Source organism: Bradyrhizobium sp. A5, from assembly GCF_042076515.1.
Taxonomy (GTDB): Bacteria; Pseudomonadota; Alphaproteobacteria; order Rhizobiales; family Xanthobacteraceae; genus Bradyrhizobium; species Bradyrhizobium cosmicum.
Genome location: NZ_CP148990.1, coordinates 6727931 through 6748841, shown reverse-complemented (window position 1 = coordinate 6748841; position 20911 = coordinate 6727931). Strand labels below are relative to the sequence as shown.

Genomic DNA, 20911 nt, shown 5'->3' with positions numbered 1-20911 from the left:
CCGCCGCGCAATTTCAGGAGATGCGACGTGGCGAAGAAGACGGCGACCAAGAAGAAAACTGCTTCGAAGAAGGCAGTGAAGACCTCGCGGAAGACGAGCACGGTCCGCAAGGGAGCTGTAGCGAAAGCGGCTCGGAAGACGGGCAAGCCGGCGGTGAAGAGGGCCGCGCCGCGCAAGCCGGCAGCGGCGCGCCGCCCGAAGGGGGCGGCCTGGCAATGGTCGGCGGTGGAGACCGCGGCGGCGATCCGCTCCGGCGCAATCTCCGCGATCGAAACCGTCGAAGCGCATCTCGAGCGGATGCGCACCGTCAATCCGAAGCTGAACGCGGTCGTCGTCGATCTCTCGGAGGAGGCTCTGGCCGCAGCGCATGCGGCCGACAAGCAGCGCGCCAAGGGCGGCGAACTCGGCTTGCTGCACGGCGTGCCCATCACGATCAAGGAGAACGTCGACTACGAGGGCCGGCCGAATTTCAACGGCGTTCCCGCCAACAAGGATTTCATCGCCCCCTCGGATTCGCCCGTCGTCCGCAACCTGAAGAAGGCCGGGGCGATCGTCATCGGCCTCACCAACACGCCGGAATTCTCCTTCCGCGGCTTCACCGACAATCCCCTGCACGGGCTGACGCTCAATCCCTGGGATCCGAACATCACCTGCGGCGGCTCGTCGGGCGGCGCGGGTTCGGCGGTCGCAGCCGGCATCGGGACCATTGCGCATGGCAATGACATCGGCGGCTCGTTGCGCTGGCCGGCGCATTGCAATGGTGTCGCCACCATCAAGCCGACGCAGGGCCGCATTCCCGCCTTCAATGCCAGCGCAACGGCCGAGCGGCCGATGCTGGCGCATTTGATGTCGGCGCAGGGGCCGCTCGCCCGTCACGTTGCCGACGTCCGCCTCGCGCTGGAGGCGATGAGCCAGCGTGATCCGCGCGATCCATGGTGGGTGCCGGCGCCGCTGGTCGGACCGAAGCCGAAGGGACCGATCAAGGTCGCGCTGGCCAAGATCCCCGAGGACATGGACGTCGATCCGTCGGTGCGCGCGGCGCTGCGTCAGGCTGCCGATCATCTGGAGCGTTCCGGTTATCGCGTCAGCGAGGTCGATGTGCCCGATATCAACGGCGTCTGGCAGACCTGGTGCGACATCATCACCAACGAGACGGTGGTGATGCAGGAAGCCGGCATGCTGAAGGTCACCTCCGAAGACTTCCACAAGGCGTGGAACGGCATGAAGAGCAAGGCCAATGTGCTCGACCTGCCGGCCTGGATGCGGGCTACCGCGGCGCGCAGCGGCCATATCCGCGCCTGGCAGCTGTTCTTCGAGGACTATCCGGTGGTGCTGGCGCCGACCACGGTGAAGCCGACGCCGGGGCCGCGCGACGACACCGTCAGCGCCGAGCGCGTGCAGGAGATCTTCTGGGGCGAGATACGCTTCATCTCCGCGATCAACGTGCTGGGCCTGCCCGGCGCGGTGGTGCCGGTGGCCTTGCATGATGGCAAGCCGATCGGTGTGCAGCTCATCGCCGGGCGCTATCGCGAGGATCTCGCGCTCGATGCGGCGGCCGCGATCGAGAAGCGCGCCGGCGTGCTCAGCCATCGGCTCTGGGAGACGATGGGCTGATCCAGCGTTCGAGGGCTTCGCGCGCTTGCGCGAGCCCTCCTGGCTGGATTTGGTCGCCAAATGCGAGGCTGCCTTCTCCAAATTGACTCAAATTTGAGCCAATTCACCAATAACCGTTAGGGTTACTTCCTCGATCTCTAAGCGAATTATTGTCCGCTTTACCCCCCGCCTCTAACAGGGGACGGCGGACAACGCACATGCCTCATACAGGCCAATAAGTGCGGCCCGCTCCACGCGGAGGTGGCACGATGCGCAACGAGACGATCGCTATTCACGCCGGCTACGAGCCCGAGGCCACCACGCACGCGGTTGCCGTGCCGATCTACCAGACAGCGGCCTACGCCTTCGACAGCGCCGATCACGGCGCGGCGCTCTTCAATCTCGAGGCCGAAGGTTACCGTTACAGCCGCATCGCCAATCCGACCAGCGCGGTGCTGGAGAAACGCATCGCCCAGCTCGAAGGCGGCGTCGGCGCGCTCGCGGTCGCGACCGGGCAGGCGGCGTTGCATTTCGCCTTCGTCAACGTCGCCGATCACGGCGGCAACATCGTTTCCGTGCCGCAGCTCTACGGCACCACGCACACGCTGCTCTCGCACATTCTGCCGCGACAGGGCATCAACGGCCGTTTCGCCGAGAGCGACCGGCCCGAAGCGGTCGAGAAGCTGATCGACGAGAACACCCGCGCCGTGTTCGCCGAGACCATCGGAAATCCCGCCGGCAATGTCTGCGACATCGAGGCGCTGGCGAAAATCGCCCATAAGCATGGCGTGCCGCTGATCGTCGACAACACGGTCGCAACGCCGATCCTGCTCAAGCCGTTCGACTACGGCGCCGACATCGCTGTGCATTCGCTGACCAAGTTCCTCGGCGGCCACGGCACCACGCTCGGCGGCGCCATCGTCGATTCCGGAAACTTCCCGTGGGCGAACCACGCGGATCGCTTCCCCGGCTACAACAAGCCGGACGCCTCCTATCACGGCCTTGTCTATGCCGAGCGTTTCGGCAAGACGGCTTATATCGAGCGCGCGCGCAGTATCTATCAGCGCACCATGGGTTCGGTGCTGTCGCCGTTCAACGCCTTCTTGCTGCTGCAGGGCATCGAGACGGTGGCGCTGAGGATGGAGCGCCACTGCGAGAACGCCCGCAAGGTCGCGGAATTCCTGCGCAAGGATCCGCGCGTCGCCTGGGTCAACTACACCGGATTCCCGGACAGCCCGTATTATCCGCTGGTCCAGAAATATCTCGACGGCAACGCTTCCTCACTGTTCACCTTCGGCATCAAGGGCGGCATGGAAGCCGGCAAGACCTTCTACGATGCGCTCAAGCTGATCACGCGCCTTGTCAATATCGGCGATGCCAAGTCGCTGGCCTGCCATCCGGCATCGACCACGCATAGGCAGATGTCGGCGGAGCAGCAGCGCGCTGCCGGTGTCCTGCCCGAGACGATTCGCCTCTCGATCGGCATCGAGCATTCCGCGGATATCATCGGAGACATCGACCAGGCGCTGGAAAAGGCCTGTCCGTCGGCGCGCCTCCAGGCTGCGGAGTAGGCGGCTGTTCCGATGACGATCTTGATCGACAGGGATCAAGGTATTTCGAGCCCGGCGCTGGTGCCGGCCGAAGGCGATCTCGCGCGCGATCATGGCGGCGCGGATCTCAACATCGGCCTGATCAACAACATGCCGGATCCGGCATTGAAGGCGACCGAACGGCAGTTCATGAAGCTGCTCCAGGCCGCCGCAGGCCCGCGCCGCATCCGCTTCCACTGCTTCTCGCTGCCCTCGGTGAAGCGCTCGCCCGAAGCCAAGTGGCATGTCGAGAGCGAATATTCGGAGCTCACTGAACTCAGGCGCCACAAGTTCGACGGGCTTATCGTCACCGGCGCCGAGCCGGTCGCGCCCGCACTCGACCAGGAGCCGTATTGGCGAGATCTGACCGAGCTGATCGAGTGGGCAAAGATCAACACCCGTTCGACGATCTGGTCGTGCCTTGCCGCCCATGCGGCGGTGCTGCATCTCGACCGGATCGAACGGCGGCGGCTGCCCGCCAAATGCCACGGCATTTTCGACTGCGATACGGTCACGAACGATCCGCTGACGCGCGCCGCGCCCGCCCCGCTCAAGGTCTCGCATTCGCGCCTGAACGAGATCGCCGAGGGCGACCTCGACGCGGCCGGCTACCAGGTGCTGACGCGTTCGGCAAAGGCCGGCGTCGATATCTTCGTCCGGCAATATGCCAGCCGCTTCGTGTTCTTCCAGGGTCACCCGGAATATGACGCGCTGTCGCTCCAGCGTGAATATCTGCGCGACGTCGGCCGCTATCTCGCGCGCGAGCGCGACGATTATCCGCACCTGCCCGTGAGCTATTTTGACGCAGCGACCGAAGAGAAGCTGGTCCGATTCGAGAAGCAGGCGAGGCACCAGCGCCATCCGGCGCTCACCAACGACCTCCCTGCGCTGAATTTGCGCGCCGATATCGCGGCCGGCAGCGTGGCGGCGGCGCTATTCCGCAATTGGCTGCAATTTCTCGGCTCGGAGGCCGAGGCGTCGGTGCTTGCGTGCTAGCCGTGGTGGCGTTGGTTCCGTGTTAGGATTACCCAAGCGTTAAGCTTGCCTCAACCGGCGCGCGAATGTTTCAGTACAGAAATACGGAATCACAGGAAATGCGGTCGTGTGGTCGGCACTTCAGGGACGCGTGAGCAATCGGCTGGCCCGGCATTTCCGGGCCGCGCCGCACCGGCTGCCTGCGCATGCGCCGATGGTGAGTTTCACCTTCGACGACGCACCTGATAGCGCTGCGGGCGAGGGCGCGTCGCTGCTCGAAGCGCACGGCGGCCGCGGCACGTATTATATCGCCGGCAGCCTGATCGATCGGCCTTCGGATCACTGGCACGGCCTCTCGAACGACGCCGTCGTCCGGCTCCACCGTGCCGGACACGAGATCGCCTGCCACACTTTCTCGCATCAGAGCGCGGTCAATCTCGACGAGGCCACGATGGCCCTTGAGATCGAGCGCAATCGCAATCATTTTCGCGACATCGATTCCTCGATCAAGCTGGAGAATTTTGCCTATCCGTATGGCCTCGCCTCGGTCTGGCGCAAGCCGCAGCTTGCCAAAATCTTCCGATCGGCCCGCGGCATCCTTCCGGGCGTCAATCGCGACGTGATCGACCTCCAGTTCCTGCGGGCCGCGCCTTTGGTCAATTTCGAGATCGATGCCGCCGGCGTCGACCGGCATTTCGACGAGGCGGCCGCGAGCGGCGGATGGCTGATCTTCTACAGCCATGACGTCGTCGATGCGCCGAGCCCCTATGGCTGTACGCCGGCCCTGATGCGTCACGCGCTGGAATCGGCCCAGCGACGTGGCATGCCGATCGTGACGGTTGCCGAAGCGCTGCGGCGAATCGGGGCGTAGCTTTCTGCCCTCTCTCCGCAAGCGGGGAGAGCGAGAAGATAGTCTTGCCATGCCCGCGCGGTCATGCGACTGGCCTTGTGACGAATCTCCTGGCCCGGTCCGCCACCCCATGTCTCCTCCGTCCACCGCTCCGCTTCCTGCGCCGTCCAACGGCCGCGATGCGCTGTCGGTGCTGCATTCGGTGTTCGGCCTGCCGGGGTTCCGCGGTGCGCAGGGCGAGATCATCCGGCATGTCACGAATGGCGGCAATTGCCTGGTCCTGATGCCGACCGGCGGCGGCAAGTCGCTGTGCTACCAACTCCCCTCACTGCTGCGCGAAGGCTGCGGCATCGTGGTGTCGCCGCTGATTGCGCTGATGCGCGACCAGGTCGCGGGCCTGCTCGAGGCCGGCGTCAATGCCGCGGCGCTGAACTCGTCGCTGACGCTGCAGGAAGCCTCCGACATCGAGCGGCGCCTGATCGCAGGCGATCTCGACCTGCTCTATGTCGCGCCGGAACGGCTGGTGACGCCGCGCTGCCTGTCGATGCTGGCGCAGGCCAAGGTGGCGCTGTTCGCGATCGACGAGGCGCACTGCGTCTCGCAATGGGGCCACGACTTCCGTCCCGAATATGTCGGTCTCTCCGTCATCGCTGAGCGCTTTCCAAATGTCCCGCGCATCGCGCTGACCGCGACCGCCGACGATCTGACGCGCAAGGAGATCGTCGAGCGGCTTAAGCTTGGCGGTTCCCCGCAATTCGTCTCCAGCTTCGACCGGCCCAATATCCGCTACGAGATCGTCGACAAGCGCAATGCGGTGTCGCAGCTCAAGGAGTTCATCCGGGAACGGCATGCGGGCGATGCCGGCGTGGTCTATTGCCTGTCGCGCAATCGCGTCGAGGAGGTCGCTGCCGCACTCGCGGATGCCGGCATCGCGGCGCTGCCCTACCACGCCGGGCTCGACAGCAGCGTGCGCTCGCGCAACCAGGACCGCTTCCTCAACGAGGACGGCATCGTCATCGTCGCCACCATCGCCTTCGGCATGGGCATCGACAAGCCCGACGTGCGCTTCGTCGCGCATCTCGACCTGCCCAAGAGCATCGAGGCCTATTACCAGGAGACGGGGCGCGCCGGCCGCGACGGCAAGCCCTCCGCGGCGTGGATGGCCTACGGTCTCTCCGACATCGTGCAGCAGCGCCGCATGATCGACGAATCCACTGCGTCCGACGATTTCAAACGCGTCTCGATCGGCAAGCTCGATGCGCTGGTCGGGCTCGCCGAAACCGCGCAGTGCCGGCGCAAGCGGCTGCTCGGCTATTTCGGCGAGACCCTCGATGGCGCAAACTGCGGCAATTGCGACAATTGCCTGACGCCGCCGCAGATGCGCGACGGCAAGGTGCTGGCGCAAAAGCTGCTCTCCAGCGCCTATCGCACCGGGCAGCGGTTCGGCGCGATGCACCTGATCGACGTGCTGATCGGACGCCTGACCGAGAAGGTCACTCAGTTCGGCCACGACAAGCTGTCGGTGTTCGGCATCGGCCGCGAGCTCAATGAGAAGCAGTGGCGCACGGTGCTGCGGCAATTGGTGGCGATGGGCCATCTGCAGAGCGACAGCGAAGCGTTCGGTGCGCTGAAGTTGACGGATTCCGCGCGCGGGGTGCTGCGCGGAGAGACAGAGGTGTGGCTGCGCGAGGAAGCCCCTAGCACCCGCATCCGCTCGAGCCGCGCCAAATCCCGCCGTGGCGATCTCGCGCCCGCCGCCAACACACCGCAGGGCGACGTCGATCCCGAGTTGCACGCGCGGCTGCGGTCTTGGCGCTCGGACATCGCGCGCGAACGCGGCGTGCCGGCCTATGTGGTGTTGCACGATGCCACCATCGACGGCATCGTCCGGGCCTGGCCGACGACGCTGGACGAGTTGCGCAACGTGCCGGGAATCGGCGACAAGAAGCTCGAGCATTACGGCGACGAACTGCTGCAGATTGTCAGGACGCGGTAGGCGCGCCGATTTCTCCACGCCGTTATCCCGGACAAGCGCAGCGAAGCGGAGCGCAGATCCGGGATCCATACCGCGGAATCTATCGATTGCGGTCGGTAGGAGTACCGAACGGCAAGTCTTCGCCAAACACCTCCCTGTGGCTATGGGTCCCGGGTCTGCGCTGACGCTTGCCCGGGACGACAGCGGAGAGGAGGTGAGCGCTACGCAGCCTCACCCGTTCCGGAACGCATAACCGTAGCCGTTCAGCGCCGGCGCGCCGCCGAGATGGGCGTAGAGAATCTTTGCACCCTTCTCGAAATGGCCCTTCTGGGTCAAGTCGATCAGGCCCTGCATCGATTTGCCTTCATAGACGGGGTCGGTGATCATTGCCTCTAGCCGTGCGGTGAGGCGGATCGCCTCCTTGGTCTCCTCCGACGGTACGCCATAGGCGGGATAGGCGTAATCCTCGATCAGCACGACGTCGTCTGCAACGATGTCCTTGCCGAGCTCGACCAGCTTTGCTGTGTTCTGCGCAATCGAGAGCACCTGCGCTTTCGTCTGCGCCGGCGTGAACGAGGCATCGATGCCAATCACCTTTCGCGCGCGGCCGTCGGCCGCAAAGCCGACCAGCATGCCGGCATGGGTCGAGCCGGTGACAGTGCAGACGATGATGTAATCGAACTTGAAGCCGAGCTCGGCTTCCTGCTTGCGCACTTCCTCGGCGAAGCCGACATAGCCGAGCCCGCCATATTTGTGCACGGAGGCGCCGGCCGGAATTGCGTAAGGCTTGCCGCCCGCCGCCTTCACCTCGTCGATCGCGTGTTCCCAGCTCTTGCGGATGCCGATGTCGAAGCCGTCGTCGACCAGGCGCACGTCGGCGCCCATGATGCGCGAGAGCATGATGTTGCCGACGCGGTCATAGACGGCATCCTCGTGCGGCACCCAGGCTTCCTGCACCAGGCGGCACTTCAAGCCGATCTTGGCGGCAACGGCAGCGATCATGCGGGTGTGGTTGGACTGCACGCCGCCGATCGACACCAGCGTGTCGGCGTTGGAGGCGATTGCGTCGGGAATGATGTATTCGAGCTTGCGCAGCTTGTTGCCGCCATAGGCGAGGCCGGAATTGCAGTCCTCGCGCTTGGCATAGATCTCGACATTGCCGCCGAGATGCTTCGACAGCCGCTCCAGCTTCTCGATGGGCGTCGGGCCGAAGGTCAGCGGATAGCGCGCGAATTTGTCCAGTATCATGGGGCACCCCGATTGGCGTTGCTGTCTGGGACCTGGCTAGCATTGCTCCCGGAGAAGGTGCTCTCGAATATTGCGCTGATGTTGCGCGTCATCTTGCGGTAAATTGGCAATATGATAGGGTTTCTTCCGGAAAACTGCTAATCTCCGGAAGATTCATTCATGTCGACCCGGCTCGACCGCATCGACCTCAAGATGTTGAGATTGCTGCAAAATAACGGCCGGCTCAGTAACGCTGAGCTGGCTGAAACCGTCGCCATCAGCCCCGCTACCTGCCATCGCCGAACCCAGCGCCTGTTCGAGGACGGCTTCATCGCCGCCGTCCGGGCGATGGTGGCGCCGAAGAAGGTGGCCAAGGGCACGCTGGTGATGGTGGGCGTCGTGCTCGACCGCTCGACCCCGGAGAGTTTTGCCACTTTCGAGCAGGCGATCGCGAGGCTGAAATTCGTGCTCGACTGCCATCTCGTCGCCGGCGATTTCGACTATTTCCTCAAGATCCGTGTCGGCGACATGGAGGATTTCAACCGCATCCACGGCGAGCAGCTGATCGCGCTGCCCGGCGTGCGCCAGACCCGCACCTTTTTCGTGATGAAAGAAGTGGTCGACAACGCGCCGCTGGAATTCTGAGCCGTAGCTATTGATGCGCAATTCGCATCATGAGAGATTCGTCCGATGCAGCCGCTTCCCTTCCGTCCGCACGATCCCGCCACGCCGGCCTACAGGCGCGGCTGGGTCGACGAGGCCGTGGCCGCGATCGAAGCCGACCAGTGCCGTACGGCCGACACCCATCTGATCCGGCTGTTCGTGCCGGCGCTATCAGGCATCGACCTTTATCTGAAGGACGAGTCCACGCATCCGACCGGCAGCCTGAAGCACCGGCTGGCCCGCTCGCTGTTCCTCTATGCGCTCTGCAACGGCCATATCCGCGAGGGCACGCCCGTCGTGGAGGCGTCGTCGGGATCGACCGCGGTGTCGGAGGCCTATTTCGCGGAGATGATCGGCGTTCCCTTCTACGCCGTCATGCCGCGTACAACTTCGGCGGAGAAGATCGCCGCGATCAAGCATTATGGCGGAAATTGCCATCTGATCGACGACGGTCGCGCGCTCTATGCAGAGGCTGCCATGCTCGCGGCCCGGCTGGGCGGTCACTACATGGACCAGTTCACCTTCGCCGAGCGCGCCACCGACTGGCGCGGCAACAACAACATCGCCGAATCGATCTTCTCGCAATTGAAGGGCGAGCGGCGCCCGCTGCCGGACTGGATCGTGATGGGCGCGGGCACCGGCGGCACCTCGGCGACGATCGGCCGCTACCTGCGCTACCGCCAGTATCCGACCCGGCTGTGCGTCGCCGATGTCGAGAACTCCGCCTTTTTCGACTGCTTCCGCTCGCAGGACCGGTCCCAAGTTTGCGAGCGCCCTTCGCTGATCGAAGGTGTCGGCCGCCCCCGCTGCGAGCCATCCTTCGTGCCGGGCGTGGTCGACCGCATGATGAAGATCCCGGATGCGGCGTCGATCGCGGCGATGAACGTGCTGTCGCGCCGGCTGCGCCGCACGGTCGGCGGTTCGACCGGCACCAATTTCCTGGCGTTGTGCCGACTGGCCTCGGAGATGCTCAAGGCCAATACGGCGGGATCGCTGGTGACGCTGATCTGTGATTCCGGCGAGCGCTACCGGCAAACCTATTATGAACCCGCCTGGCTCGCCGCGCGCGGTCTCGATCCGGCGCCGTTCGAGGCTGCGCTGGCGTCGTTCCTCGATACAGGACAGCCCTTGGCACTCACGGTCGAAGACGTCGTCAATCCGCAGAGCGCACGAAGCGTTGAGGCCTGATAGCTGACGTCTCCGTGCGGATTCGCAAAAGGGCACGGTCGTCACGGCAACTTCACTTGCCATGCGCACGGGCGCGGGCGACCTTTTGTCTTCTCAACGAGGAGACCTCCACCGTGCGCCTTCCCATTCTCGATCCGAAAGATCTGAGCGCCGAACAGAAGCCGCTCTATGACGACATGCGAGCCGGCATCACGGACCACTTCAAGGGCTTCGTGAACATGCGCGACGACGGCGCGCTGCTCGGGCCCTGGAATCCCTGGATCCGCGAGCCGCGTTTCGGCAAGCCGGTGTGGGAGCTGGTCAAGGCGATCGCGTCGAACCCGCTGCTGCCCGCGCCGGTGCGCGAGGTCGCGATCCTCGTCACCGGCTCGCATTTCCGTTCCGGTTACGAGCTCTATGCCCATGTGCTGGTCGCCGAGCAACGGGGCCTCTCCGACGAAAAACTCGCGACCATCGTCGCCGGCCAGCGGCCGGTGGATCTCACCAGGCAAGAGGCGATCGCTTATGACATGGCGTCCGCGCTGGTGAGCGGTGGCGTGCTGCCGGAGCTGACCTGGCGAGCCGCGGTCAAGGAATTTGGCGAACACGGCGCGGCCGAGCTGTCCTATCTCGTTGGGGTCTATTGCATGGTTTCGGTCACGCTCAACACCTTCGACGTGCCGGTGCCGGATTAGTTGCGCACGGCGTAGAGCGGTGTCCGCAACGTCACCTGATAGGACGGCTTTGGCATCCACGCGATCTGGGCGGTGATGCCGAACAGGCGGTTGTCGTTGTCGTCCATGCGGTCGAGGTCGAGCCGCAGGATCGGCTGGGTGAAGGACTCCGCCAGCGTCCGGCCGGCGATCTGTGCGCCGCCGAACGACTGCACGCCAAGGCGTCCCGTGAACTTCCAATTGCTCGGCCATTGGTAATAGCCGCCGGCATAAAGGATCGTGTTCGGCTTGATGCTGGCGAGCTGGCTGGCAATTTCGGTGTAAGTATATTGCATGCCGGCAAGCCAGCCGCGGGTCTCGTCCTCGTTCAGCGCGTAGTCGAGCTCCAGGATATTGTTGAACGTCGTCGTCATGCCCTGCTCGGTCGGCACCGACTGGGTCAGGGTCGATTGCAGCGTGATCGTCGGGATCCTGCCGCCGTTCTGCTGATAGAGGTCGGCCTGCACGCCGATGTTCCAGCTGGTGATGTCGAACGCCGACCAGCCGCCACCGATATCGGTCGTCGAGCCCGACACGCCGCCATAGAGCGACACGCGCTCGCTGACATCGACCGTCAGTGGCAGATCAATTGCGATCGATTTTGCCGCGGGCAGGCCACTGGGCATCGTGGCGCCGCGTCGTGCCGCCAGGGCTTCGAACGCCGCCGACAATGACGTGTTACCGAAACCGAGTCCGAGAGTGCCCGCCGGAATCGTCGCATAGGTCGTGCGCAGATCGAGGTAGATGTTCGGCGCAGTCGGCTTAGCCGGTGCGTCCCCATCGTCGACGGCAAAGGCGGCGCCCGCCGACAACGTTAGACAAAACAGTCCGATCGCAGTCGCGCGCAAAGCCTGAAGATGCGATGGGCCGTGATGGGGCACGTGACAATCCGACGCGTGACGATTTGATGGCGGAACGGTGGCTAGATGGGACGTGATCGCTCGTGCGGTCAAGCACTATCGCGTAAGCGATGGACTGTAGGGATGCGCGCGGTTACCCTGTCATGATCGCACTGACACACGCACCGGCCAGAGTACAAGCCGGACATTGGAAGGACATCAGCCCATGAACACGTCACGCCGCATCCTGCTCGCTGGTCTGGCTGGGCTCGCTGTTGCTCCGACCGCCGTGGCTGCTGCCGTGCCGTCTCCCGAGCCTGGCGACGTGACGGTCGCCGAGGAACGCTTCGCGCGCACGATCGCTGCAGCGCATGCACCCGACGTCACGTGCGCGCGGCAGGCGGAGCGGTATGCGGATGCGCACTGGCCGGAATATGTCGTGGCAGCCAGGGCCGTCCTCGACGCGCGCGTCTGATTCGCGCTTTTACCTCTCCACCGCCCGCCGCACCTGTTCGCCGATCTGCGACAGCACGAGCTGCGCCTGAGGCAGGATCGCGCCCATGGCGTGGAAGTTGTGGACCATGCCGTCATGGCAGACGTGCTCGACCGCGACGCCCGCGGCGAGCAGCTTGCGGGCATAGGCATTGCCCTCGTCGCGCATCGGATCGAATTCGGCGGTGTGGATGATCGCGGTCGGCAGGCCGGCAAGCCGCGTCGCCCGCAAGGGCGAGATGCGGGGATCGGCGGCATCGATGCCTTCAGGCAGATAGTCGGCGAGATCCGCCTCGATCGTGGCGCGATCGATCAGATGGCCCTCGGCAAAGGTCTCGCGCGACGGCGAGGTCTCCTCGAAATCCAGCACCGGGCAGATCAGGCATTGCGCGACGATGGAGAGGCCGGCGCTCTGCGCCGCCTCCTGGCACACGATCGCGGCGAGCGTGGCGCCGGCGGAATCGCCGCCGACCACCAGACGCCCGGCATCGATGCCGAGCGATGGGGCTTGCCGTGCCACCCATTCGGTGGCGGCGATCGCATCGTCGGCGGCCGCCGGAAATTTGTGCTCGGGCGCGAGCCGGTAGTCGACCGAGACGAGGCGGCAACCGGTCACATGCGCCAGCGCCGCGGCAATGCGGTCGTGCGTGGCGATGCTGCCGGCAACGAGGCCGCCGCCATGAAAGAACACAAAGCCCGGTGCACGCTCGCCGGCAGACGCGGGTGAATAGAGCCGATAAGGCAGCTCGCCGCCGGGACCGGGCAGCATGCCGTCGGACGTCGTCACATCTGGCGCATCAGCGCGCGCAAACTGCATCAGCTTCGCGAGCGATTGCCGCCGCGCCTCCACACTCGGCCGACTCCGTGCCTGCGGCGCAGCCGCAGCCATCATGGTCAATAAACGCTTTGCGAGCGGATCGAGCGGCATGGACCTATCCTCATCCCACGAGCCGAGAGGGTAACTCACCATTGCTCCGCAGGAAATCCTTTAGAAATTGGGAGAATAGTGCCCGGATAATTTCCAAGGGGAGGCCGGTCGTGGCCAACATCGCAAAACCCATCGCATATTCGCCGAGCTGGACGTTCTTCGAGGGCAAGTGGCACGACGGCAACGTCCCGATCATGGGGCCGCGCACGCATGCAGCCTGGCTCGGCTCCGTCGTGTTCGACGGTGCGCGCGCGTTCGAAGGCGTTGCGCCCGATCTCGACCGTCACGTCGCCCGCGCCAATCAATCCGCGATCAACTTCGGCCTGAAGCCGGTGGTCGATGCCGGCACCTGGCTCACGCTCGCAAACGAAGGCATCGCGCGTTTCGCAGCGAATGCCGAGCTCTATGTCCGTCCGATGTACTGGGCGCAGAACGGCTCGGGCGGCGGCGTGCTGTTCGACCCCGAGACCACCAATTGGTGCCTGTGCATCTACGAGGCGCCGATGCCAAAGCCCGTCGGCAATGCGATTACGCTGTCGCCGTTCCGCAGGCCCACCGCCGAATGCGCGCCGGTCGAGGCCAAGGCGGCCTGCCTCTATCCGAACAATTCCCGTGCGCTTTCGGAGGCAGCTTCCCGCGGCTTCCAGAATGCGCTGATGCTCGACATGCTCGGCAACGTCGCCGAGTTCGGCAATTCAAACGTGTTCATGGCCAAGGACGGCGTGGTCTTCACGCCGGTGGCGAACGGCACCTTCCTCAACGGCATCACGCGCCAGCGCGTCATCAATCTGCTGCGCGGCGATGGCGTCACCGTTGTCGAGAAGACGCTGCGCTATGCCGACTTCCTCGCCGCCGACGAGATCTTCTCAACCGGCAATTTTGCCAAGGTCGCGCCGGTAATCCGCATCGACGAGCGCGAGCTGAAACCGGGTCCGTTCTACACCAAAGCGCGAAAACTCTATTGGGATTTTGCGCATGCGGTGAAGCTGGCGGCCTGACGGAGCTAGCCTCGTCTGCGAAACCGGCTGAACTGAAACGCCTGCGTCGAATCCCACGGCGTGCGATGTGTCTCGCTCCGCGTTTCGACGGGCTCGAACTCCGGTCCGAGTTCTGCCGCGAGGCTCGCGCTGTCATGTCGCTGCACCGGCAGTCCGCTGCATTTCTCCGGGCCGTCGGGCGCGAACGTCGCGATGATGACCTGGCCGCCGGGTGCAACGGCCGACTCCAGGCGGTCGACGTAAGCCGCTCTGTCGCGCGGATCGATCAGGAAATGAAACGCCGCGCGGTCGTGCCAGACATCGTAGGTCCTGGCCGGCCGCCATGTCGTCGCGTCGGCAACGATCCAGTCGACCAGTGAAGCGGTCGGACCGATGCGTTTCCTCGCTGCATCAAGCGCGTTGGCTGAGAGATCCAGCACGGCGACATTGCAATATCCGGCTTGCAGGAGCGAATCGACCAGCCGGGATGTCCCGCCACCGATATCGATGACGGCCGCGCCATGATCCGGATTTGCGGCGCGGATCATCTCGATCGAGATCGTCGGGCGGTCCTGAAACCAGCTGACCTCGGCCTCGCTCTTGGCGGCGTAGACATTGTCCCAATGTGAGCTGCGGTTGGACATGGCGGCTCCGGCCCCTACCGGGACGAGAGCATGCAAGTGGTGGCACCCCCATACACCGGCAGCTTGCGCGCCCGCCGCGAGCGGACGCGTCGGTACGAACGTAAGGCTCTACTCTTCCTTCTTCGACATCTTCTCGAGGCGTTCCTGCATATCCTTCATCTGCTGGCGCAGATCGTCGATGTTGGTGTCCTTGGCCGGCTCAGCGCTCGCATCGGGCTCGGCCTCCGTGGTCGCCGTCGCCGGACGGCCCGCGGTGGGGACAAACGGCTTGAACATCGAGAAGGTCTGCTGGAACAGCTCCATGTTACGGCGAACCTGTTCTTCCAGCGGCGCGAACGGGGTTCCGGAGAGTGAGGTGGCGATCTGCTTGCGGAACTTCTCCTGCTCCTGGGTCAGCGACGCGATGGCCTGCTCCAGATATTTCGGCACCACCATCTGCATGCTGTCGCCGTAGAAGCGGATCAGCTGGCGCAGGAAGGTGGTTGGCAACAGGTTCTGGCCGGCCTTGTTCTCCTGCTCAAAGATGATCTGGGCGAGCACGGAGCGGGTGATGTCGTCGCCGGTCTTGGCGTCGTAGACCAGGAAATCTTCGCCGTCCTTAACCATGGAGGCGAGGTCTTCCAGCGTTACGTAGGTGCTCGTTCCGGTGTTATAGAGCCGTCGGTTCGCGTATTTCTTGATGGTGGTGGGTTGGTCTGATTTCGCCATGGGCTCTCACTTGCAAACGCTGAGAACGGGAACCTGCCGGGCTATGCCGCAGGGCGGGAAGAGTACGCAACGCAACAAAATAAGCATTTTCAACGGGCTCACGCTACCGTTTTGTGCGCCACGGTTAATTGCACAGCAAAAACGTGCTTGCGAAATCGCCAAGAACGCTATTTTGAATGCGGTGCGGCATGAATTCGGTCACCCGCCAATTGACATGCCGCAACGACGTTAACAGGATGCCGTCCGAGACTGGCGAGCCGTTTCCCCAGCCCCGTCTGCCCCATTCAACCTCTCAGGAGATGCCCATGTCAGACGATGTCGTCATCGTCAGCGCCGCCCGCACCCCGGTCGGAAGCTTCAACGGAGCGTTCGCGACCCTTCCCGCCCACGATCTCGGCGCCATCGCCATCAAGGCCGCGCTGGAGCGCGGCGGCATCGAGCCCGGCCGGGTCTCGGAAGTCATCATGGGCCAGATTCTGACCGCTGCTCAGGGCCAGAACCCGGCCCGCCAGGCCTCGATCGGCGCCGGTATTCCGGTGGAGAGCCCGGCCTGGGGCGTCAACCAGCTTTGCGGCTCGGGCCTGCGTACGGTCGCGCTCGGTTATCAGGCGCTGCTCAATGGTGATTCCGAAATCGTCGTCGCCGGCGGCCAGGAATCCATGAGCATGGCTCCGCACGCCCAGTATCTGCGCGGCGGCGTCAAGATGGGCCCGGTCGAGTTCGTCGACACCATGATCAAGGACGGGCTGTGGGATGCCTTCAACGGCTACCACATGGGCAACACCGCCGAGAACGTCGCCCGGCAGTGGCAGATCACCCGCGCTCAGCAGGACGAGTTCGCGGTCGCCTCGCAGCAGAAGGCCGAGGCCGCGCAGAAGGCCGGCAAGTTCAGCGACGAGATCGTCCCCGTCACCATCAAGACCCGCAAGGGCGACATCGTCGTCAGCGCCGACGAATATCCGCGCCATGGTGCAACGCTCGAGGGGATGGCGAAGCTGAAGCCCGCCTTCGAAAAGGAAGGCACGGTCACCGCGGGTTCGGCCTCCGGCATCAATGACGGCGCCGCCGCCGTGGTGCTGATGACGGCGAAGCAGGCTGCCAAGGAAGGCAAGAAGCCGCTCGCGCGCATCGTGTCGTGGGCGCAGGCTGGCGTCGATCCGAAGATCATGGGCTCGGGCCCGATCCCGGCCTCGCGCGCGGCGCTGAAGAAGGCCGGCTGGAGCGTCGGCGATCTCGACCTGATCGAGGCCAACGAGGCCTTCGCGGCGCAGGCCTGCGCCGTCAACAAGGACCTCGGCTGGGATACCGCCAAGGTCAACGTCAACGGCGGCGCGATCGCAATCGGCCATCCGGTCGGTGCGTCCGGCGCGCGCGTGCTGGTGACGCTGCTGCACGAGATGCAGAAGCGCGATTCCAAGAAGGGCCTCGCCACGCTGTGCATCGGCGGCGGCATGGGTATCGCGATGTGTCTGGCGCGTGACTGAAGGCAGCTTGCGCGTCGTTGACGCGTGCGCTGCACACAGCAGTGCGTGCGTTGCACGCGACTAAAAAGGCGGCGGTTGCAAATCAAATATTCTTCGCAACCGTACTAGCCTCGACTAAAGAGAAACGCCCGGCTCAACGCCGGGCGTTTTGTTCTTGATGTCCGTCAAACGTCCCCCATAATCCGTAGCTAAAAACGACACCCAGAAGCGTCCGAAGAGTCCAAGGGAAGGAATACGAAATGGCACGTGTTACGTTGGTGACGGGTGGTACGCGGGGCATCGGAGCTGCAATCAGCAAGGCGCTGAAGGCGTCCGGCTACAAGGTCGCGGCGAGCTATGCCGGCAACGATGCGGCGGCGGAGAAGTTCAAGGCCGAGACCGGCATCGCCGCCTACAAATGGGACGTCAGCAATTTCGAGGCCTGCGCCGAGGGCGTGAAGAAGGTCGAGGCCGAGGTCGGTCCCATCGACGTGCTCGTCAACAATGCCGGCATCACCAAGGACGGCGCCTTCCACAAGATGAGCCTCGAGCAATGGAACGCCGTGATCGGCACCAATCTCGGCTCGCTGTTCAACATGTCGCGCCAGGTGATCGAAGGCATGCGCGGACGCAAGTTCGGCCGCATCATCAACATCTCCTCGATCAACGGACAGAAGGGCCAATTCGGCCAGGTGAACTATTCCGCGGCCAAGGCCGGCGAGATCGGCTTCACCAAGGCGCTGGCGCTGGAGAACGCCAAGGCCGGCGTCACCGTGAACGCGATCTGTCCGGGCTATATCAACACCGAGATGGTGCAGGCGGTGCCGAAGGACGTGCTGGAAAAGGCCATCCTGCCGCTGATCCCGATCGGCCGTCTCGGCGAACCCGAGGAAATCGCGCGCGCGGTCGTGTTCCTCGCCGCCGACGAGGCCGGCGCCATCACCGGCTCGACGCTGACCGTCAACGGCGGCCAGTACATGGTGTGATGCGATCGCATCACGTTCGCCGCCGATCTCAGTGACGCCGTCATACCCGGGCTTGTCCCGGGCATCCACGTCCTTACAACGTCCCCGACAAGAACGTGGATGGCCGAGACAAGCCCGGCCATGACGAGAGTATCTGGCCGATGACTCCCCGCACCGCGACGCTGATCGGATTGACCGCGATCCTGATGTGGTCGCTGCTCTCCGTGATGACGGTGGCGACCGGAAAGATCCCGGCGTTTCAGCTCGCCGCGATGACCTTCGCGATCGGCGGCCTCGTCGGCCTCCTGACCTGGATCGGCCGCGGCGAGGCGGCGAAGAGCCTGCGTCAGCCATTCGCAGTATGGGCGGTCGGTGTCGGCGGCCTGTTCGGCTATCACGCGCTGTATTTCCTCGCGCTGCGTTTCGCGCCGCCGGCTGAAGCCGGTCTGCTCAACTATCTCTGGCCGCTGTTGATCGTGCTGTTCTCGTCGTTCCTGCCGGGCGAACGGCTTGCTGTTCATCACATCATCGGCGCCGTGCTCGGTCTCGTCGGCACCGTGCTGCTGTTCGCCGGCAACACCTCCGGCTTCACGCCGGGGCAATTGCCGGGATTGATCGCGGCCTTCGTCGCCGCGTTCGTCTGGGCGACCTATTCGGTGCTGTCGCGCCGATTGAAAGCGGTGCCGACAGATGCGGTCGCGGGATTCTGCCTCGCCACCGCTGTGCTCGCCACTTTGATACATGGTCTGCTCGAAACCACGGTCTGGCCGGAGACGACGCTGCAATGGCTTTCCGTCATCGCGCTCGGCATCGGACCCGTCGGTGCCGCCTTCTACGCCTGGGACATCGGCATGAAGCGGGGGGATATCCGCGTGCTCGGCGCCGCCTCCTATGCAACGCCGCTGCTCTCGACGGGCTTCCTCATCGCCGCCGGCTTTGCCAAGGCCAGCGCCAACATCGCCATCGCCGCGATCCTGATCGCCGGCGGTGGCCTGATCGCCGCGAAGGATATGGTGCTGCGGAAACGATGACGGTTTTGCCTACGGCTCCCAGCCCTTTGGCGCGAGCTCGAACTTCGCGAATTCGAACGCCGGCGCCACGGTGCAACCGACCAGTGTCCATTCGCCCGTCGTCTCCGCCATCTGCCACGCATTCGCCGGCACGATTCCCTGCGGCCGCTCGCCACCCAGCAGGTCCGTGCCGAGCCGCACCTCGTGCTGGGAGCAGCCGTCATGCGCGATGCGCAGGGTCAGCGGGCTGCCCGCATAATAGTGCCAGGTCTCGACCGCATCGATCCGGTGCCAGTGCGAACGCTCGCCGCGCGCGAGCAGGAAGTAAATGAGGGTTGACCGCGACCGGCCGTTGGTGTCGCTGGTCTGGTCGCGAAACGTCTCGCGGTAATGTCCGCCTTCGGGATGCGGGCGGAGTTCGAGGCGTGCGATGATCTCGGCTGCGGTCGGCATCGATCCCCGTCAGGATTTGTTTTTGCGCTCGCGCAGTTCGCCGAACACCGCGGCGGCATCCGCGCCCTTCATGTGTAGCCTGGCTGCGACCTCGGGCGCATCAGCCCGCAGGAACACGTTTGCTCGCTTCTCGTCACCAAGCAGTGAGGGAATCGTCGGCTTGTTATCGGCCCGCAGCTTCGTCACCTCCGCGGCGCGCGCCTGCAGCGCCGCGTTGTCCGGATCGACCGTGAGCGCGAACTTGACGTTCGACGCCGTGTATTCGTGACCGCAATAGAGCTTGAAGTCGTCGGGCAGCGCCCGCAGCTTCAACAGCGAGTCCCACATCATCGGGTAGTCGCCTTCGAACACGCGGCCGCACCCGATCGAGAACAGCGTGTCGGCGGCGAACAGCGTCTTCTCGTTGTCGAACACATAGGAGATGTGATCGAGCGTGTGGCCGGGCGTCTCCACGACGCGCGCGAGCAGATTGCCGATCTTGACCACGTCAGCATTGGCGACGCGCAAGTCGACGTTGGCGATCTTCGTCGTCCTGTCATGCGGCGCGACGACGCGGCAATTGTACTTCTGCTTGAGCTCGGCGACGCCCCCGACATGATCGCCGTGATGATGGGTGACCAGGATATCGGTGAGCTGCCAGCCCTCGCGCTCCAGCGCCTTCAGGATGGGGCCGGCCTCAGGCGCATCGATCGACGCCGTCGCCTTGGTTTCCACATCGTGGATCAGATAGCCGAAATTATCGTTTAAACAGGTGAAAGTACGAATTTCGGCGGCCATGTCATCTCCATCGGGCTCAGCCCCGTCAGACAAATATGGCGTTAACGTTGCGCAGGCAATGCAATATTCCGCGCGCGGCGCCGCCCCCGTGCATGTTACATTGCCACCATGACCATCGACGTCGTCGACCTCCGCGAGTTCTATTCCCGCCGCCTCGGGATCGTGGCGCGGCAGATGATCAATCGCGGCATCCGGGAGCGCTGGCCGAACGCCAAGAGCCAGCGCGTGCTCGGCGTTGGCTATCCGACGCCCTATCTCGGGTTGTTCCGCGAAGATGCGGAGCGCTGCATCGCCTTCATGCCGGCGGCCCAGGGCGTTCTGAAATGGCCGACGGGACGGCCGGCGCTGGCCTCGCTGGTCGATGAATTCTCGCTGCCGCTTCCCGACGCCGCGGTCGACCGCATCCTGCTGGTCCATGCGCTGGAGATGTCGGACGATCCGGCCGCGCTCTTGCGCGAGGTGTGGCGCGTGCTGTCGCCGTCCGGCCGCGTCATCGCGGTGATCCCGAACCGGCGCGGGGTGTGGACCCGCAGCGACAACACGCCGTTCGGTCACGGCCGGCCCTATTCCCGCTCGCAGATCACGGACCTGTTGCGCCAGACCTGGTTCACCCCGACCTCATGGGGCGAGGCGCTGTTCATGCCGCCCTATGCGGGCGGATGGGTGCTGAAATCGGCGCAGATGTGGGAGCGCGCCGGTGCAGCGCTGTCGCTGCCCTTTGCGGGCGTGCACATCGTCGAGGCTTCCAAGCAGGTCTATCGCGCGATCCCCGCCAAGCGCGAGCGGGCACGGTTGATTCCCGCGCTGACCAAGCCGGTGCTGGTGCCGTCCTCGACGACGGTTGGGCGCAACTGAAAACAAAACGTCCCGGCGAGGCCGGGACGTTTGCGGTCGGTAAAATCG

At 64.6% G+C, this 20911-nt stretch carries 21 protein-coding genes; 14 read left to right on the top strand and 7 right to left on the bottom strand.

Features of this window, described 5'->3' with window-relative positions; genetic code table 11:
• The first annotated feature begins 27 nt into the window (after positions 1-27).
• From WHZ77_RS31925 to recQ, 5 genes are all read left to right on the top strand, one after another.
• The gene (locus WHZ77_RS31925; protein ID WP_375311560.1) at positions 28-1614 is read left to right on the top strand and encodes an amidase family protein; all 1587 of its coding nucleotides are present in this window, start codon (positions 28-30) and stop codon (positions 1612-1614) included.
• A gap of 248 nt (positions 1615-1862) precedes the next feature.
• Positions 1863-3164 (top strand): O-acetylhomoserine aminocarboxypropyltransferase/cysteine synthase family protein, encoded by a 1302-nt coding sequence (locus WHZ77_RS31920; RefSeq protein WP_375311559.1) that lies wholly within the window; start codon positions 1863-1865, stop codon positions 3162-3164.
• Between the two features lie 12 nt (positions 3165-3176).
• Positions 3177-4178: a homoserine O-succinyltransferase gene (locus tag WHZ77_RS31915; protein WP_375311558.1), complete on the top strand. Its 1002-nt coding sequence runs from the start codon at positions 3177-3179 to the stop codon at positions 4176-4178.
• Between the two features lie 106 nt (positions 4179-4284).
• Positions 4285-5028: a polysaccharide deacetylase family protein gene (locus WHZ77_RS31910; protein WP_375311557.1), complete on the top strand. Its 744-nt coding sequence runs from the start codon at positions 4285-4287 to the stop codon at positions 5026-5028.
• A 109-nt stretch (positions 5029-5137) separates the two neighbouring features.
• On the top strand, positions 5138-7003 hold the full coding sequence (gene recQ / locus WHZ77_RS31905) for a DNA helicase RecQ (RefSeq protein ID WP_375311556.1): 1866 nt from the start codon (positions 5138-5140) through the stop codon (positions 7001-7003).
• A 210-nt stretch (positions 7004-7213) separates the two neighbouring features.
• Here the strand turns inward: recQ and WHZ77_RS31900 are convergent, their stop codons facing one another.
• Positions 7214-8227: a 1-aminocyclopropane-1-carboxylate deaminase gene (locus WHZ77_RS31900; protein WP_375314860.1), complete on the bottom strand. Its 1014-nt coding sequence runs from the start codon at positions 8225-8227 to the stop codon at positions 7214-7216.
• A 162-nt stretch (positions 8228-8389) separates the two neighbouring features.
• Between WHZ77_RS31900 and WHZ77_RS31895 the strand changes: the two genes are divergently transcribed.
• The 3 genes from WHZ77_RS31895 (at position 8390) to WHZ77_RS31885 (ending at position 10734) form a co-directional block, all read left to right on the top strand.
• Positions 8390-8854, top strand: a complete 465-nt coding sequence (locus tag WHZ77_RS31895; RefSeq protein WP_375311555.1) for an Lrp/AsnC family transcriptional regulator — start codon at positions 8390-8392, stop codon at positions 8852-8854.
• 45 nt (positions 8855-8899) lie between these two features.
• Complete coding sequence (locus WHZ77_RS31890; RefSeq protein WP_375311554.1) at positions 8900-10060, top strand: PLP-dependent cysteine synthase family protein; 1161 nt, start codon at positions 8900-8902, stop codon at positions 10058-10060.
• A 113-nt stretch (positions 10061-10173) separates the two neighbouring features.
• Entirely contained in the window at positions 10174-10734 is a 561-nt protein-coding gene (locus WHZ77_RS31885; protein ID WP_375311553.1) for a carboxymuconolactone decarboxylase family protein, read from the top strand.
• Here the strand turns inward: WHZ77_RS31885 and WHZ77_RS31880 are convergent.
• Positions 10731-11600 (bottom strand): hypothetical protein, encoded by an 870-nt coding sequence (locus WHZ77_RS31880; protein WP_375314859.1) that lies wholly within the window; start codon positions 11598-11600, stop codon positions 10731-10733. The two genes, WHZ77_RS31885 and WHZ77_RS31880, sit on opposite strands and share 4 nt — an antisense overlap.
• 217 nt (positions 11601-11817) lie before the next feature.
• On the opposite strand from WHZ77_RS31880, the gene WHZ77_RS31875 reads away from it, so the two are divergent.
• Entirely contained in the window at positions 11818-12066 is a 249-nt protein-coding gene (locus WHZ77_RS31875) for a hypothetical protein (protein ID WP_014439202.1), read from the top strand.
• Positions 12067-12075: 9 nt separating this feature from the next.
• Here the strand turns inward: WHZ77_RS31875 and WHZ77_RS31870 are convergent, their stop codons facing one another.
• Positions 12076-13011 (bottom strand): alpha/beta hydrolase, encoded by a 936-nt coding sequence (locus WHZ77_RS31870; RefSeq protein WP_375311552.1) that lies wholly within the window; start codon positions 13009-13011, stop codon positions 12076-12078.
• A 110-nt stretch (positions 13012-13121) separates the two neighbouring features.
• Between WHZ77_RS31870 and WHZ77_RS31865 the strand changes: the two genes are divergently transcribed.
• Positions 13122-14009, top strand: coding sequence for a branched-chain amino acid aminotransferase (locus WHZ77_RS31865; protein WP_375311551.1), 888 nt, complete (start codon positions 13122-13124; stop codon positions 14007-14009).
• A gap of 5 nt (positions 14010-14014) precedes the next feature.
• Here WHZ77_RS31865 and WHZ77_RS31860 read toward each other — a convergent pair whose 3' ends face one another.
• Together WHZ77_RS31860 and phaR are read right to left on the bottom strand one after the other, a co-directional pair.
• Complete coding sequence (locus tag WHZ77_RS31860; RefSeq protein WP_375311550.1) at positions 14015-14632, bottom strand: class I SAM-dependent methyltransferase; 618 nt, start codon at positions 14630-14632, stop codon at positions 14015-14017.
• Positions 14633-14740: 108 nt separating this feature from the next.
• Positions 14741-15340, bottom strand: coding sequence for a polyhydroxyalkanoate synthesis repressor PhaR (gene phaR / locus WHZ77_RS31855; RefSeq protein WP_014439206.1), 600 nt, complete (start codon positions 15338-15340; stop codon positions 14741-14743).
• A gap of 305 nt (positions 15341-15645) precedes the next feature.
• On the opposite strand from phaR, the gene WHZ77_RS31850 reads away from it, so the two are divergent.
• The 3 genes from WHZ77_RS31850 to WHZ77_RS31840 all read left to right on the top strand — a co-directional run bounded on the left by WHZ77_RS31850 (position 15646) and on the right by WHZ77_RS31840 (position 18799).
• Positions 15646-16824: an acetyl-CoA C-acetyltransferase gene (locus WHZ77_RS31850; RefSeq protein ID WP_375311549.1), complete on the top strand. Its 1179-nt coding sequence runs from the start codon at positions 15646-15648 to the stop codon at positions 16822-16824.
• A 239-nt stretch (positions 16825-17063) separates the two neighbouring features.
• A complete protein-coding gene (gene phbB, locus WHZ77_RS31845) occupies positions 17064-17789 on the top strand; it encodes an acetoacetyl-CoA reductase (RefSeq protein ID WP_375311548.1) in 726 nt (241 codons plus the stop codon).
• Positions 17790-17929: 140 nt separating this feature from the next.
• Complete coding sequence (locus WHZ77_RS31840; protein WP_375311547.1) at positions 17930-18799, top strand: DMT family transporter; 870 nt, start codon at positions 17930-17932, stop codon at positions 18797-18799.
• A gap of 9 nt (positions 18800-18808) precedes the next feature.
• On the opposite strand, the gene WHZ77_RS31835 is transcribed toward WHZ77_RS31840, so the two are convergent.
• Together WHZ77_RS31835 and gloB are read right to left on the bottom strand one after the other, a co-directional pair.
• Positions 18809-19231, bottom strand: a complete 423-nt coding sequence (locus WHZ77_RS31835; protein ID WP_375311546.1) for a cupin domain-containing protein — start codon at positions 19229-19231, stop codon at positions 18809-18811.
• A gap of 9 nt (positions 19232-19240) precedes the next feature.
• A complete protein-coding gene (gene gloB, locus WHZ77_RS31830) occupies positions 19241-20008 on the bottom strand; it encodes a hydroxyacylglutathione hydrolase (RefSeq protein WP_375311545.1) in 768 nt (255 codons plus the stop codon).
• 108 nt (positions 20009-20116) lie between these two features.
• Here gloB and WHZ77_RS31825 point away from each other — a divergent pair, with 108 nt between their 5' ends.
• Entirely contained in the window at positions 20117-20863 is a 747-nt protein-coding gene (locus WHZ77_RS31825; RefSeq protein ID WP_375311544.1) for a methyltransferase domain-containing protein, read from the top strand.
• Positions 20864-20911 lie beyond the last annotated feature (48 nt).